This is a genomic window from Pantoea sp. X-Soil-MYKO-1785, assembly GCF_059730675.1.
The window spans coordinates 34,738-48,732 of record NZ_AP036000.1; the positions used below are offsets into that span (position 1 = coordinate 34,738).

Below are 13,995 nucleotides of genomic sequence, written 5' to 3' on the forward strand. Positions count from 1 at the left end.
GGGGCCGTGCCGCCGACGCAGAAGTGTTTATTGTACCTTTTTTAACGTTGCGGATCGCTCAAAAAGCGCGACCATTATGAGTGAGAGGTCACCGGGGAGGTTGCGTGACGGACGGAAGCGGGCTGGGTCGCACTGACGGCAACGGCAACCGGGCGGGTTTGCCATAAATAGCGCACCGAGGCCAGCCAGCACAGTCCGTAACCCAGCAGTTCGGTTCCCTCTTCCGCCATGTTTTTAACCACACGGTTATAATCGCCCAGCATCAGGTGCTGCCACAGCGCATGGATGCCAAACAGACGGGAAAAGACCAGCACCACCAGAAAGCCGGAGGCCATCACCGGCCAGCTACGGTGCTGCAGCAGCCTGGCCAGCGCGTGCAGAGTCTTTTTCGGCGTCCGCAGCGCAACCGCAAGACATCCGGCAGTCACTGCCAGCGCAAACCAGATCCAGCTGCCGTGCTGGATGGTATCAAACACAAAGTCGAGTTCGCGAATCAGCATGCAGCTATAGAAGCCCGCCACTAAGGTCAGCGCGCCGCGCTGCGCCGGACGGCGCTGGGCGGCAATGAAGAACAGGGCGGCAATCACCGCCAGCATGATTTCCTGGGTGGTTTCAGTAAAGGAAGTCTCGTGCAACGCATCATTCATCCAGGCCACATCAATATAGATGGGCAATATCATCAGAGCGAGAAAGAGTGCTGCCAGTATGAAGACCGTCATTTCACGGCCAATAATTGTCAAATCGTTGCGCATAGTGTTACCAGTATAATGATTAGCAAACTCATTATATTTTAAACGCTCCGCGCCCTTTCTCTTTTTATGCCCCCGCTCAGAAGCTGGCGCTGATGCCGAGGCTATACAGCAACGGCTCGTCACCATTCAGCGCACTGTTTTGTGAAAACGCGGCGAAAGCTGCCAGATTACTGTTCAGCGGCAGCTGCGCACCGACGCTGAGGTCGATGCCGCTCTCCTGCTGTGAATTCACCGGGTCACGCCGATCGTTCTGTGGTGATTCCGCCACGGGATGGCTATAGCTGAGCTGGGCCCACGGCATAATCCATCCCTGCTGCATATCGACACGCCAGCCGACGCTGGCAATCTGCTCACGGCTCTGCTGATCGCTGTAATCGCACTGCAGACAGTTTATCTGCGGCGGATCGACCGCATATTGCGCTACGGGACCGGTAGTGAAGGACTCGCCGACCGGCAGATCGACCCCGGCGCGATAGCGTTTTCCCAGCGGCGTGCTGCCGACGATGCCGGTTTCACTGTGCAGCTCCACCGGCAGCGCAGCCGGAGAATTAAGCGCGGCCTCGAACAGGGCGCGATTTTCGTCACTGAAGTCGAGCGAGGTGTGGGAAATTTTCTCTGCCAGAATGGTGTTGTAGTCGGGCTGTGGGCTGATTATCGCGGGCGCAGCAAAGTCGCCGCCCCAGGCAAAGGTCGGTTGCGCCAACAGTAACAGTGCTGCACCACACCAGCCGCGGATTCGATAGCGCTGGCCTCTCCACCCACTTTTCTGCAACATACGATCTCCAGTCGGGGCTGAAGTTATTCCCGGGGAAGCTGGATTAACCACCGGTTTGCGATCTTGTTTTACCCGTCGTTATATAACCCATCGTCGTATAGCCGTTAGTTGTTTAACTATTAACCGGTTGTTCCTAAGATCAAGCGGCCCGATAAAATATTTCCGCGAAAAGGAATCAGATAATGCAACGATGTGGCTGGGTGACCCAGGATCCCCTCTATCTGGCATACCACGATACCGAATGGGGCGTGGCGCAAACCGACAAGCGCGCGCTGTTTGAGATGCTCTGCCTGGAAGGGCAGCAGGCGGGATTATCCTGGATCACCGTATTGAAAAAGCGCCAGAATTACCGTGCGGCGTTTCACCATTTTGATCCACAGGCGATTGCCTTAATGGATCAGCCGGAGGTTGAGGCGCTGATGCACAACAGCGGCATTATTCGTCATTCAGGCAAAATCGCCGCCATTATCGCTAATGCGCGCGCGCTGCTGGCGATGGAAGCAAAAGGGGAGGATTTTGCGCGCTTCGTCTGGCAATTTGTCGATAATGCGCAAATTGTCCATCATTATCCTGACTACAAGCTGGCACCCACCACCTCAGAGCACGCTATCGCGCTCTCTAAAGCGCTTAAGCAGCGTGGTTTTAAATTCATCGGCCCGACAATCTGTTATTCCTTTATGCAGGCCTGCGGACTGATAAACGATCATCAGACCAGCTGTTTTTGCCATCCTGACAATCTTTAAGCGCGATTCCTGAAAAATTAAGACTTTCCCCACCCCTTTCCTCACTTTTACGCGGCATAATCGTGCCGCTTATGGGGACAGTTTTCCCCTGTGTGTCGAACGTAAGGGAAGAAAAATGCAGAAGAAATTAGTTGCGATTACCGTGTTATTAAGTGGAAGTCTGGCCCTGTCTGGCTGTACCACCAATCCTTACACCGGCGAATCGCAGGCGGGTAAGTCAGGCGTGGGTGCCGGTCTGGGTGCCTTAGTGGGTGCCGGCGTGGGTGTGCTCTCCTCATCGAAGAAGGATCGCGGTAAAGGGGCGTTGATTGGCGCAGCCGGTGGTGCGGCGCTGGGTGGCGGTGTCGGTTACTACATGGATGTGCAGGAAGCGAAGCTGCGAGACAAGATGCGCGGTACCGGCGTCAGCGTGACCCGTGAAGGCGATAATATCGTCCTCAACATGCCGAACAACGTGACGTTCGACTCCAACAGCAGCAATCTGAAGCCAGCGGGCGCGAATACGCTGACTGGCGTTTCAATGGTGCTAAAAGAGTATCCAAAAACCGCAGTAAACGTGGTCGGTTACACCGACAGCACCGGAACGCGCGCGCTGAATATGCGTCTGTCACAGCAGCGTGCCGACAGTGTCGCCAGCGCGCTGATTGTGCAGGGTGTCGCCAGCAATCGTCTACGGACGCAGGGCGCAGGGCCGGATAATCCGGTCGCCAGCAACAGTACCGAAGCCGGAAAAGCGCAAAACCGTCGCGTTGAAATTACCCTCAGCCCGCTTGGTTAATCGCTGTCGCCCCCGTCCGGGGGCGCATTCATCTCGCTGTCATTTTCTGTAAATGCTCGTTTTAAAGCTTCCAGTAAGGCATCTGCAGATAGAGCCACTTCAGGCTTTATGTTAGTCTGATCAAAATTTGATCAGTGAGTCATCTTTTATGTCACTTAAAGCGATAGCAGCGGCATTAGGACTTTCTGTCACCACGGTCAGCCGCGCGCTCAATGGTTACGAAGATGTCGCGCAGGAAACCCGTAAACGGATTGAGGAAGAAGCGCAGCGTCGCGGCTACCGGCCCAATGCTGCCGCCCGCCGTCTGAAAACCGGACGTGCCAATGCGGTCGGTCTGGTCTATCCGGTCAGCGCGCCGCCGCTGAGCGACGGTCACCTCAGTGAGATGCTGTTGGCGCTGGATCAACGCCTTGCCCACCACGAAATCGATCTGCTGCTGCTGGCGGATAAGCCGCAGAGCCAGCCACTGCTAACCCGTCTGCTGCGCAGCCGCGCGGTCGATGCCATCATCGTCACCCATATCACCCCGCAGGACCGGCGACTGGCGTATCTGCTGCAAACCGATTTTCGTTTTCTGGCGCTGGGCCGCAGCGATTTGCCACAAGATTATGCCTGGTTTGATGTCGACCACGCGGCCGGTTCGCAGCTGGCGGTTGCCTATTGTCTGTCACAGGGCAGAGAGAAGATTGCCTGGCTCGGCAGCAACGAAAACAGCAGCCGGATTCGCGATCGTCGCCAGGGCTATCTGGATGCGCTGGGCACCCTGGCGCCTTATGCACAGGCCGCAATGCCCGCTTCGCGCCGCGCCGGCTACCAGCAGACCTGTGCCTGGCTGGCAGCGGAAAATCCGCCCGACGCGATTATTACGGACTGCGGCCCGTTAGCAGAAGGGGCGATGGTGGCGCTGCAACAGGCCGGACGGGCAGCAGGCAAGCAGGCTATTACGCTGATCGGCTGGGATGGCCTGCCGCGCGATGCGATTCTCGATCATCCCATTATCACCATACGTCAGGCGGCGCAGCATCAGGTCGGCGAGCAGCTGGCAGAGATGGTATTACAGCTGCTGAAGGGCACGCCGCCGCGGCAATTACAGACGTTGTGGCAGCCATGGCTGCAATTGCCGCCGTCGCTGTAGCGTCGGGGGCTTTTTGCGACTGGACGCGGCTGTGCTAGTCTCTGCCTGGTTTCTACTTTTGCAGGATATTTCATGAAAATCAGGCCGCCTCGCGCCACCATCAGCGATGTTGCTCACGCGGCACGAACCGGAAAAACCAGCGTTTCACGCTACCTCAATGGTGAGTTGCATCTTCTTTCAGCCGATCTTAAAGCCCGGATTGAGCAGGCTATTGCCGATCTCAGCTATCGCCCCAGCCAGATGGCGCGCGGCCTGAAGCGCGGCCGCACCCGCCTGATTGGGCTGATCATCGCCGACATCACCAATCCCTATTCGGTTGATGTGATGAGTGGCATTGAAGCCGCCTGCCGCGAGCAGGGTTTCACCCTGCTGATGTGTAACACCAACAACGAAGTGGACCTGGAGCAGCACTATCTGCAGCTGCTGAGCAGCTATCAGGTAGAGGGCATCGTGGTGAATGCGGTGGGGATGCGTGAAGAAGTACTGAGCCATCTGCAGCAATCTTTGCTGCCGATGGTGCTGATTGACCGCAAAATTCCCGATTTTCCCTGCGACGTGGTGGGGCTGAATAATGCCGAAGCGGCGGAGACGGCGACGCGTCATCTGGTCGATAACGGTTACGAAGCCTTGCTGTTTCTGAGTGAGCCGCTGGGCAGCGTCAACACCCGACGTGAGCGTTTGCAGGCTTTCCGCCAGCTGCTGACGGCCTATCCGCAGGTGCAGCATGAGAATGCGGAGCTGCCGCTGCATCAACCCGCCGCGCTCGATCAGGCGCTGCGCGCCTTTCATCAGCGTCACGCCGGCAAACGCAGCGCGGTGATGGTGGCCAACGGCGCGCTGACGTTGCAGGTGGCGCGATCGCTGCAACGGATCAATCTGCAGTGGGGCAGCGATATCGGCCTGCTTGGCTTCGACGAACTGGAGTGGGCCGCGCTGGCAGGCGTCGGGATCACCACGCTGAAACAGCCTACCTGGCAGATCGGTTACAGCGCGCTGCAAAGGGTGATTGCACGTATCGAAAGCAGCGATCTGCCGGTCGCCGAACAGGTCTTCTCTGGCGAACTGATCGTTCGCGGTTCCAGCCAGCCTCTGCGCTAATTTTCAGACTTTTACGCGTCCACTCCGTGCTCGCTTCGTGAGCACGATCATAAATTCATCGTTTGCTGCTTTGCTTTGGAACCGGTTCCATCTAGGGTTTTTACAGAACTTAAGGCGAACGCCTCGATGGAGCACAACATGAAGCCTGACATTATCGTGGTCACCGCCGCTTACGGCCATTCGCAGATCGCCGCTCTTGGCGGTCAGACGGCACTGCTGCCGATCATTCAGCAGGCGGGCGCTGACGGCGTTGAAATCCGTCGCGAACTGTGTGATCAGGCCACGCTGGCCGATCTGCCTGCCCTGGCCGCTGCGGTGGCGCAGCATCAGCTGCACGCCAGTTATTCGGTACCGGATACGCTGTTTTGTGACGACGGTGACGTAAATCCGCGCATAACTCACTACTTTGAAGAAGCACGCCAGTTAAACGCCCAGCGTCTCAAGCTGGCGCTGGGTCACTTCACCGGCACGCTTTCGGCGTCATTGTCGTCACTGCTGGCTGCCCAGCCACTGTCGCTGACGGTGGAAAACGATCAGACCGAGCACGGCAAACTCGCCGCCAGCGTGCAGTTTTTCGCGGCGGTCCGCGCGGCCGGATTGCCGATCAGCATGACCTTTGATATGGGCAACTGGTGCTGGACCGGCGAAGATGCCGCCCAGGCTGCGCAACAGCTGGCGGCACAGGTCGGTTATATCCATGTGAAAGCGGCGATCCCGCATCATGACAGCTACCGGGCAATCGCGCTGGATGAGGCTGATAACGGCTGGCGGACTCTGCTGCAACAGCTGCCCGCCACGGCACCACGCGGGATTGAGTTTCCGCTGGAAGGCGAAGACCTGATAGCGGTCACGCGGCACTATGTGTCGCTGCTGCGCAACGTTTGAGGAGTGAAGATGACTACGCATCACAACGGTACGCTTGATGTTGTCACTATCGGGGAAGCGATGGCGATGTTTATCGCCCGTGAAACCGGCGACCTGGCCGCCGCGGAAACCTTCGTTAAACGTGCGGCAGGGGCTGAACTGAATGTGGCGACTGGCCTGGCGCGTCTCGGCCTTAAAACCGGCTGGGTCAGCCGCGTCGGGGATGACGCCTTTGGGCGCTTTATCTGCCAGCAGCTGGAGAAAGAGGGCATTGATCATCGCCAGGTGACGGTCGATAACCGTTATCCGACCGGTTTCCAGCTTAAATCCAAAGTGGATGATGGCTCCGATCCGCTGGTGGAGTATTTCCGTAAAGGCTCGGCCGCCAGCCATCTGTCGGTAGACGATTTCGACGCCGACTATTTTGGATCGGCACGCCATCTGCACCTGAGCGGCGTGGCGGCTGCGCTCTCCGACAGTTCGCTGGCGCTGCTGAAACATGCGGCAAAAGAGATGCGTGCGCGCGGCAAAACCATCTCGTTCGATCCTAACCTGCGGCCGGTGCTGTGGCGCAGCGAAGAGGAGATGCGTACCCAGCTTAATCTGCTGGCGGAGTACGCCGACTGGGTGCTGCCTGGCGAGAAAGAGGGACTGATTCTGACCGGTTATCGTCAGCCGGAAGCGATTGCCGACTTCTACCTCGATAAAGGGGTGAAAGCGGTGGTGATTAAAACCGGCTGTGACGGCGCCTGGTATAAAACCGCCAGCGGCGAAAAAGGTCAGGTTGCCGCGATCAAAGTCGATAACGTGGTGGACACCGTGGGCGCTGGCGACGGTTTTGCCGTTGGCGTGATCAGTGCGCTGCTGGAAGGTCTGAGCCTGCCGCAGGCGATTCAGCGCGGCAACAAAATTGGTTCGATGGCGATTCAGGTGATTGGCGACAGCGAAGGTCTGCCGACGCGTCAGCAACTCGGCGACGCATAGCCCGCGCCTCACATATTGACACAGGAGTTCCCGATGAAAACGCAGACAATTGCGCCAAAACGCTGGTGGTTCATCATGCCCATCGTGTTTATCACCTACAGCCTGGCCTATCTCGACCGCGCTAATTTTAGCTTTGCTTCGGCGGCGGGGATAAACGACGATCTCGGCATTACCAAAGGCATGTCCTCTCTGCTGGGTGCGCTGTTCTTCCTCGGCTACTTCTTCTTCCAGATTCCTGGGGCGATCTACGCCGAACGCCGCAGCGTCAAAAAACTGATTTTCTGGTGCCTGATCCTGTGGGGCGGCTGTGCCTCGCTGACCGGCGTGGTCAGCAATATTCCAATGCTGGCGGCGATTCGCTTTATTCTCGGGGTGGTCGAAGCGGCGGTGATGCCAGCCATGCTGATCTACATCAGTAACTGGTTTACCAAATCTGAACGGTCACGCGCCAATACCTTCCTGATCCTCGGTAACCCGGTGACGGTGCTGTGGATGTCGGTGGTATCGGGCTACCTGATCGAATCCTTCGGCTGGCGTGAAATGTTCATTTTCGAAGGGATCCCGGCGGTTGTCTGGGCCATCGCCTGGTGGTTTATGGTGCAGGACAAACCGGCACAGGCGCGCTGGATGAGTGATGCAGAGAAAGCCGCACTGCAGGCGGAACTGCAAAAAGAGCAGGACAATATCAAAGCGGTGCGTAACTACAGTGAAGCGTTCCGTAACCGCAACGTGATTATTCTTTGCCTGCAATATTTTGCCTGGAGCATTGGCGTTTACGGCTTCGTGCTGTGGCTGCCCTCGATTCTGCGTAACGGTACCCAGATGGGAATGGTTGAAGCCGGCTGGCTGTCAGCGGTGCCGTATCTGGCGGCGACCATTGCGATGGTAGTGGTCTCGTGGGCCTCTGATAAGACGCAAAACCGTAAGCTGTTTGTCTGGCCACTGCTGCTGATCGGCGCGCTGGCATTCCTCGGCTCTTATCTGGTGGGATCGGGCAACTTCTGGCTCTCCTACACCCTGTTAGTGATTGCCGGTGCGGCGATGTATGCCCCTTACGGCCCGTTCTTCGCCATTATTCCAGAGATGCTGCCGCGCAATGTTTCCGGCGGGGCGATGGCGCTGATCAACAGTATGGGCGCGCTCGGCTCGTTTATCGGATCGTGGATTGTCGGCTATCTTAATGGTGCGACCGGCAGTCCGTCAGCGTCCTATATTTTTATGGGATCGGCGCTGCTGGTGTCGGTGTGGCTGACGCTGATTGTCAAACCGGCGCAGAACAAGACGACGCCACAGCTGCACGGGGCGAAACACGCCTGAACGCGTAAACCCAGACGTTAGCCCTCATTTTCCGGGCGGCCTGCGCGCCGCCCGTCACTTATTTAATGACCGGGAGCCACCGAATGAAACCCGCTGTGATTCTGTATAAAAAACTGCCCGACGATTTGCGCGCGCGCCTGGCGGCGCATGCCGAAGTCACTGAAATCAGCGATCTGTCACCCGCCAGCCAGCAGCAGCACGCTGCGGCGCTGGCCCAGGCCGAAGGCCTGCTGGGATCGGGCGGTAAAGTGAATGGCGAACTGCTGGCGAAAATGCCAAAACTGCGCGCCTGCTCCAGCGTCTCAGTCGGGTATGACAACTTTGACGTCGAGGCGCTGAATCAGCGTCAGGTGGTGCTGATGCACACTCCGACCGTGCTGACGGAAACCGTCGCCGATACCATCATGGCGCTGGTGCTGAGCACCGCACGTCGGGTGCCGGAGCTGGACGCCTGGGTAAAAGCGGGCAACTGGCAGAAAAGCATCGGTCCGGAGCGTTTTGGCATCGATGTGCACCATAAAACGCTGGGCATCCTCGGTATGGGCCGCATCGGCATGGCGCTGGCCCAGCGCGCCCACTTTGGCTTTGGCATGAAAATCCTCTATAACGCGCGCCGTGAGCATCAGGAAGCGCAGACGCGATTTGGCGCAGAGCGCTGCGAACTGGAGACGCTGCTGAAGCAGAGCGACTTTGTCTGCATCAGCCTGCCGCTGACTGAACAGACCCATCATCTGATCGGGGCAGAGCAAATTGCCCTGATGAAGCCGGAAGCGGTGCTGATCAACGCCGGTCGCGGGCCGGTGGTGGATGAGAACGCGCTGATCGCGGCTCTGCAGGCGGGAAAACTGCACGCCGCCGGACTGGATGTGTTCGAGAAAGAGCCGCTGCCGGCCGATTCTCCGCTGCTGTCGCTGCCCAACGTGGTGACGCTGCCGCACATCGGTTCCGCGACTCACGAAACCCGCTACGGCATGATGCTGGATGCCGTGGATAATCTGATCGCTGCGCTCAGCGGCAAGGTCGATAAAAACTGTGTTAACCCGCAGGCGCTGAAGTAATCCCTGCGCCTTCCCATTGCGCCCGCCGGTGGCGGGCGTTATGGTGGACCCCCGATTCGTTATCACAAATTTTTAACCGCTATGTCCTTTTCTCAGTTCGGCGACAAATTTACCCAACATTCCGGCATCTCACGGCTGATGGAAGATATGGGCGCAGGCTTGCGTACGCCCGGCACCATCATGCTGGGTGGCGGCAATCCGGCGCAAATCCCGGCCATGAACGACTACTTTCAGCAGCTGCTGCAGCAGATGCACGAGGAAGGCAAGCTCAGCGAGGCGCTCTGCAATTACGATGGCCCGCGTGGCAAAGCAACACTGTTGGAAGCGCTGGCAGAACTGCTGCGCGACCAGCTGGGCTGGCCGATCGGCGCACAGAACATTGCGTTGACTAATGGCAGCCAGAGTGCCTTCTTCTATCTGTTTAACCTGTTTGCCGGCCGCCGGGCCGACGGCAGCAAAAAGCGCGTGCTGTTCCCGCTGGCACCGGAGTATCTCGGCTATGCCGATGCCGGGCTGGAAGAGGGCATGTTTGTCTCGGCCAAACCGAACATTGAACTGCTGCTGGCCGGCCAGTTCAAATATCACGTCGATTTCGAACATCTGCCGATGAAAGAGGATATCGGGCTGATCTGCGTGTCGCGTCCGACCAACCCGACCGGCAACGTGATCACCGACGATGAGCTGCTGCAGCTGGATGCACTGGCGCAGCAGCACGACGTTCCGCTGTTGATCGACAACGCCTACGGCGTGCCGTTTCCCGGCATTATCTTCAGCGAGGTCCGCCCGCTGTGGAATCCCAACATTATTCTCTGTATGAGCCTGTCGAAGCTTGGCCTGCCAGGTGCGCGCTGCGGCATTATTATCGCCGATGAGAAAACCATCGGGGCGCTGAGCAACATGAACGGCATCATCAGCCTGGCACCCGGCAGCATCGGCCCGGCGATTGCCGGTGAGATGATCCGCCGTGGCGATCTGTTGCGCCTGTCAGAACAGGTGATTAAGCCGTTTTATCAGCAGAAGGTGCAGCAGACCATCGCTATCCTGCGTCGTTATCTGTCGGAAGAGCGCTGCCTGATCCACAAACCGGAAGGGGCGATTTTCCTCTGGCTGTGGTTCCGCGACCTGCCGATCAGCACTGAGACGCTTTACCAGCGGTTGAAAGCGCGCGGCGTACTGATGGTGCCGGGCCACTTTTTCTTTCCGGGACTGGAACATGAATGGCCGCACACCCATCAATGCATGCGCATGAACTACGTGCCGGATGCGGAGAATATCGAGCGGGCGGTGCAGATTCTGGCCGAAGAGATTGAGACCGCCTGGCGCGACGCCTAATCCTGCGGCTCGGTTAATGACAGCTGGCACCACTGCGCCAGCTGTCGTATTGCCTGTTCAACCTCGTCATTCCAGCCGAAACCGGCATTAAGCCGGAAACAGTGGTCATAGCGCTGATCGGTGGCAAAAATATGGCCGGGCGCAATGCCAATACCTGCATTCCGCGCTTTAAGAAACAGTGCGCGCACGTTCAGCGCCTGCGCGGGCATTTCTACCCATAACACATAGCCGCCTTCGGGATCCGAAACCCGGGTTCCGGCCGGGAATTCCCGCAGCACCGACTGACGCATGGCGCTGATTTGCCGCGCCAGCTCGCGCCGCAGTTTGCGCAGATGCGCGTCATAGCCTCCGCTGCGCAGCAGCTCAGCGACCGCCGCCTGCGACAACACCGAGGTGCCCATGGTCGAGGTATATTTCAGCGAGGCGATTTTGCGCATGTAGTTGACGCTGTGGACCCAGCCGATGCGGATGCCAGGAGCCACCGTTTTGGAGAAACCACTGCACAGAATGGCATTCGGGCTGAAGGCGCGCATCGGGAAAGGGCGGCGCTCACCAAAGGCGGTATCGCCAAAAATATCGTCCTCAATGATCACCACATCATTTTCATCCGCCTGCCGGGCAATATAGGCTTTCTGCTCGTTAGGAATGCTTTTCCCCAGCGGATTATTAATGTTGCACAGAGTCAGAAACACCCGCACCGCCTTGCGCTGAAACAGCCCGGTCAGCTTCGCCACATTGACATAGCCTTCCGGCCCGGCCTCGACTTCAATCACCCGCAGATTGAGGTTATGCAGCATTTGCAGCAGCACGAAATAGCAGGGCGACTCGACCGCCACCACGTCACCAGGCTGGGTGGTGGCGCGCAGCGACAGGGAGATAGCTTCGATACAGCCGTTGGTGATCAGGATATCGTCGGTGCTGATATTGCAGCCGTAATCGACCGCCCGGCGGGCGATTTCGACTTTTAACGGCGCGTAGCCGGTGCCTTTCACCGTGTTGCCCAGCAGGGCGGGCTTGCTGTAGCCCATCTGGCGCATCAGCAAGCCGAGCTTCTTCACCGGATAGAGCGCGCTGTCGCCGTTCGCCAGATCGAGACGCACCCGGCAGTCTGAACCGAGCATCGCCAGATGCAGCTCAGTCTGTTCGTCGAGCGGGGCGATGGCACGCGGCTGTTCGCTGACGGCAGGCAGCTGTCGCGGTCGGTGCCGTTGCGGCGCCACAAAAAAGCCCGACTTCGGCCGGGCGACGGCGTAACGCTCATCCTCCAGCGTACGTAATGTTTTCAGGGCGGTCGTGAGGCTGACGTTGTACTGCGTCGCCAGGGTACGCACCGACGGCAGGCGGCTGTCGGGTGCCAGCGTACCGGCATGAATCGCCTGCTTGATCTGTTCGGCTATCTGGCGGTAACGACTGTTCTGACTCTCCTGTTCCCCGACAACTTCGGCCATCTGTACCACCCCATATCGCGCTGATCTGTGCATATTCAACAGAGTACATTCAAAGTACTTTAGCCTGCATCTCTTAATTATTCATGACGCTAAACGGACCTGTCGCCATGGCGATTGTGCGTCTGAGAGGTATGCCGGGCGTCATCGTCATCCGCGCAGGCCGCCGGTTGCGACATCAGGCGTTCAGGCGGTTGAGTGATTCTATTCGCGTAAGGAAAAAGTGAAAAATGAATAATCTGTCCACCATGATGAAGGAGATTCAGGGCTACCTTTCGCCGGCCATCATCGACTCAGCACAGCGCTGTTCTGACCGTCTGCTGGCGGCGTTACCCGATCGCCAGCAGCTGGAAAATAACCGTGTTCTGCTCGCCTATGGCGGCGGGAAAGACAGCAGCTACATGGTGGCCTATGTCCGCTATATTCAGGGCATCATCTGGCAGCAGCGCGGTGCCACCTTTCGCCTGCGCGTCAGCACCAATCGTCATGCGGCGATGAACGACAGCGTGATGGAGAACATCAACCGGGTTTATCAATCGCTGGCGATGCATGACGATCCGCTGGCTGAATGTCTGGTGGTGGATGGGTTACAGATTCGTCCTTACGCCCGGCATCTGCCAATGCCAGAGGCGGTGCGGCAGCAGAATCGCAACGATGTGCTGATGAATGGCCACCGGTTTCGCGCCGATGCGCGCTCGACCTTCTGCAACGCCTGCAATCTCAGCATGGTCAACTCATTTGGTCTGGCGGCGGATTACGACGGTGGCGTGGATGTGATCATCACCGGCGACTCGCCGCAGGAGCAGGCAGCCTATGTTGCCTGGGCGCGCCATCTGTCGCGGCTGTTCGACGCGCCGGTGGCGGATAAAAGCCGCGGCTTTAGCGGTTTCCTGCAGACGCTGGATGGCGTCGCCGAACGCTATTTCAGCGATATCTACGGTGCCGATCAGCTGACGCCAGCGCACCGCATTACCCATCAGTTAGCGCGCGATCCGCTGTTTTTCAATATCTATCAGGACACCGCCTATGAAGCGGGCGCGCACTGGGCGCTGCTCAGTGAATTTATGCGCTTCCGTTTCGATGAGCTGATGTTCAGCTTCTCCGAGTCAGACTGCGGCAATCCGACCTTAATGGCCCATCTGCGCGGGCTGCGGGCGGAAACGCTGCTGCAGCGCAACTACGCCGAAGGGATCCGCGAATATGTGCGCTTTGCCCTCGGCTTAATGGTGAAGAAGGATTTCCCGCCGCAGCTGATCGACGAAATGGCGGCGCGGTATCAGGATGACGCGGCGATCCAGCAGCAACGTCAGCGGGCAGCGACCTTCGCTATTGAGGCGTTCGGTCTCAGTGAAGAGCAGCTGATCTGCATGATTTACTCACCGTTCCTCGCCCACGGGCAACAGCTTAGCCACTGGCTGACCCGCCAGCAGATTGCGCTGGATGAGGCAGCGATCCGCGATCTCCTTGAACAGCGCAGCGAAGATAGCACGCTGGCGCAGCAGTTAACCCAGCTTTCCGGCATGACGCTGACGCAGATGCGTCACTGCTGGCAGAGCAACCCGGTCAGTTCGTTGCTGGACGGCAAGAGCGCCGATCCGCTGTCGCGCGTACTGCGTTTTGATCCCCATAAAGCGGTGATTCAGGTTAACCACGGTGAGCTGAACGACACCGTGACTGAAGTCATTTCCGGACGTTAGTCCGGTAAGGCGAGGCG

General features: G+C 58.3%; 13 protein-coding genes. 10 read left to right on the forward strand and 3 right to left on the reverse strand.

What is annotated here, in order from left to right; genetic code table 11:
• Positions 1-74: 74 nt before the first annotated feature.
• Both AC6I8D_RS00155 and AC6I8D_RS00160 read right to left on the reverse strand, forming a co-directional pair.
• The gene (locus AC6I8D_RS00155; RefSeq protein WP_312759164.1) at positions 75-752 is read right to left on the reverse strand and encodes a hypothetical protein; all 678 of its coding nucleotides are present in this window, start codon (positions 750-752) and stop codon (positions 75-77) included.
• 76 nt (positions 753-828) lie between these two features.
• Complete coding sequence (locus AC6I8D_RS00160; RefSeq protein WP_497819491.1) at positions 829-1,527, reverse strand: autotransporter; 699 nt, start codon at positions 1,525-1,527, stop codon at positions 829-831.
• A gap of 182 nt (positions 1,528-1,709) precedes the next feature.
• Here AC6I8D_RS00160 and AC6I8D_RS00165 point away from each other — a divergent pair, with 182 nt between their 5' ends.
• The 9 genes from AC6I8D_RS00165 (at position 1,710) to AC6I8D_RS00205 (ending at position 10,836) form a co-directional block, all read left to right on the forward strand.
• Positions 1,710-2,270, forward strand: a complete 561-nt coding sequence (locus AC6I8D_RS00165; protein ID WP_312054920.1) for a DNA-3-methyladenine glycosylase I — start codon at positions 1,710-1,712, stop codon at positions 2,268-2,270.
• Positions 2,271-2,385: 115 nt separating this feature from the next.
• Positions 2,386-3,048 (forward strand): OmpA family lipoprotein, encoded by a 663-nt coding sequence (locus tag AC6I8D_RS00170; protein WP_312054918.1) that lies wholly within the window; start codon positions 2,386-2,388, stop codon positions 3,046-3,048.
• Between the two features lie 148 nt (positions 3,049-3,196).
• Complete coding sequence (locus AC6I8D_RS00175) at positions 3,197-4,183, forward strand: LacI family DNA-binding transcriptional regulator (protein WP_497819492.1); 987 nt, start codon at positions 3,197-3,199, stop codon at positions 4,181-4,183.
• 72 nt (positions 4,184-4,255) lie between these two features.
• Complete coding sequence (locus AC6I8D_RS00180) at positions 4,256-5,281, forward strand: LacI family DNA-binding transcriptional regulator (protein ID WP_312054914.1); 1,026 nt, start codon at positions 4,256-4,258, stop codon at positions 5,279-5,281.
• A 138-nt stretch (positions 5,282-5,419) separates the two neighbouring features.
• A complete protein-coding gene (locus tag AC6I8D_RS00185; protein ID WP_312054912.1) occupies positions 5,420-6,166 on the forward strand; it encodes a sugar phosphate isomerase/epimerase in 747 nt (248 codons plus the stop codon).
• A 9-nt stretch (positions 6,167-6,175) separates the two neighbouring features.
• A complete protein-coding gene (locus AC6I8D_RS00190; protein WP_031376140.1) occupies positions 6,176-7,129 on the forward strand; it encodes a sugar kinase in 954 nt (317 codons plus the stop codon).
• A gap of 33 nt (positions 7,130-7,162) precedes the next feature.
• Positions 7,163-8,446 carry an MFS transporter gene (locus AC6I8D_RS00195; protein WP_497819493.1) on the forward strand — a complete coding sequence of 428 codons (1,284 nt, stop codon included), beginning with the start codon at positions 7,163-7,165 and terminating at the stop codon, positions 8,444-8,446.
• Between the two features lie 83 nt (positions 8,447-8,529).
• The gene (ghrB, locus tag AC6I8D_RS00200) at positions 8,530-9,504 is read left to right on the forward strand and encodes a glyoxylate/hydroxypyruvate reductase GhrB (protein ID WP_312054907.1); all 975 of its coding nucleotides are present in this window, start codon (positions 8,530-8,532) and stop codon (positions 9,502-9,504) included.
• Positions 9,505-9,585: 81 nt separating this feature from the next.
• Positions 9,586-10,836, forward strand: coding sequence for a valine--pyruvate transaminase (locus tag AC6I8D_RS00205; protein ID WP_497819494.1), 1,251 nt, complete (start codon positions 9,586-9,588; stop codon positions 10,834-10,836).
• On the opposite strand, the gene AC6I8D_RS00210 is transcribed toward AC6I8D_RS00205, so the two are convergent.
• On the reverse strand, positions 10,833-12,284 hold the full coding sequence (locus tag AC6I8D_RS00210) for an aminotransferase-like domain-containing protein (RefSeq protein ID WP_312054903.1): 1,452 nt from the start codon (positions 12,282-12,284) through the stop codon (positions 10,833-10,835). The genes AC6I8D_RS00205 and AC6I8D_RS00210 overlap by 4 nt on opposite strands.
• A 227-nt stretch (positions 12,285-12,511) precedes the next feature.
• Between AC6I8D_RS00210 and AC6I8D_RS00215 the strand changes: the two genes are divergently transcribed.
• Positions 12,512-13,978 carry a hypothetical protein gene (locus AC6I8D_RS00215; protein WP_497819495.1) on the forward strand — a complete coding sequence of 489 codons (1,467 nt, stop codon included), beginning with the start codon at positions 12,512-12,514 and terminating at the stop codon, positions 13,976-13,978.
• The last annotated feature ends 17 nt before the right edge of the window (positions 13,979-13,995 follow it).

Excerpts from the sequence above, each read along its gene's own strand:
- AC6I8D_RS00155 (WP_312759164.1), bottom strand. The coding sequence starts at position 752 with ATGCGCAACGATTTGACAATTATTGGCCGTGAAATGACGGTCTTCATA.
- AC6I8D_RS00160 (WP_497819491.1), bottom strand. The coding sequence starts at position 1,527 with ATGTTGCAGAAAAGTGGGTGGAGAGGCCAGCGCTATCGAATCCGCGGC.
- AC6I8D_RS00165 (WP_312054920.1), top strand. The coding sequence starts at position 1,710 with ATGCAACGATGTGGCTGGGTGACCCAGGATCCCCTCTATCTGGCATAC.
- AC6I8D_RS00170 (WP_312054918.1), top strand. The coding sequence starts at position 2,386 with ATGCAGAAGAAATTAGTTGCGATTACCGTGTTATTAAGTGGAAGTCTG.
- AC6I8D_RS00175 (WP_497819492.1), top strand. The coding sequence starts at position 3,197 with ATGTCACTTAAAGCGATAGCAGCGGCATTAGGACTTTCTGTCACCACG.
- AC6I8D_RS00180 (WP_312054914.1), top strand. The coding sequence starts at position 4,256 with ATGAAAATCAGGCCGCCTCGCGCCACCATCAGCGATGTTGCTCACGCG.
- AC6I8D_RS00185 (WP_312054912.1), top strand. The coding sequence starts at position 5,420 with ATGAAGCCTGACATTATCGTGGTCACCGCCGCTTACGGCCATTCGCAG.
- AC6I8D_RS00190 (WP_031376140.1), top strand. The coding sequence starts at position 6,176 with ATGACTACGCATCACAACGGTACGCTTGATGTTGTCACTATCGGGGAA.
- AC6I8D_RS00195 (WP_497819493.1), top strand. The coding sequence starts at position 7,163 with ATGAAAACGCAGACAATTGCGCCAAAACGCTGGTGGTTCATCATGCCC.
- ghrB (WP_312054907.1), top strand. The coding sequence starts at position 8,530 with ATGAAACCCGCTGTGATTCTGTATAAAAAACTGCCCGACGATTTGCGC.
- AC6I8D_RS00205 (WP_497819494.1), top strand. The coding sequence starts at position 9,586 with ATGTCCTTTTCTCAGTTCGGCGACAAATTTACCCAACATTCCGGCATC.
- AC6I8D_RS00210 (WP_312054903.1), bottom strand. The coding sequence starts at position 12,284 with ATGGCCGAAGTTGTCGGGGAACAGGAGAGTCAGAACAGTCGTTACCGC.
- AC6I8D_RS00215 (WP_497819495.1), top strand. The coding sequence starts at position 12,512 with ATGAATAATCTGTCCACCATGATGAAGGAGATTCAGGGCTACCTTTCG.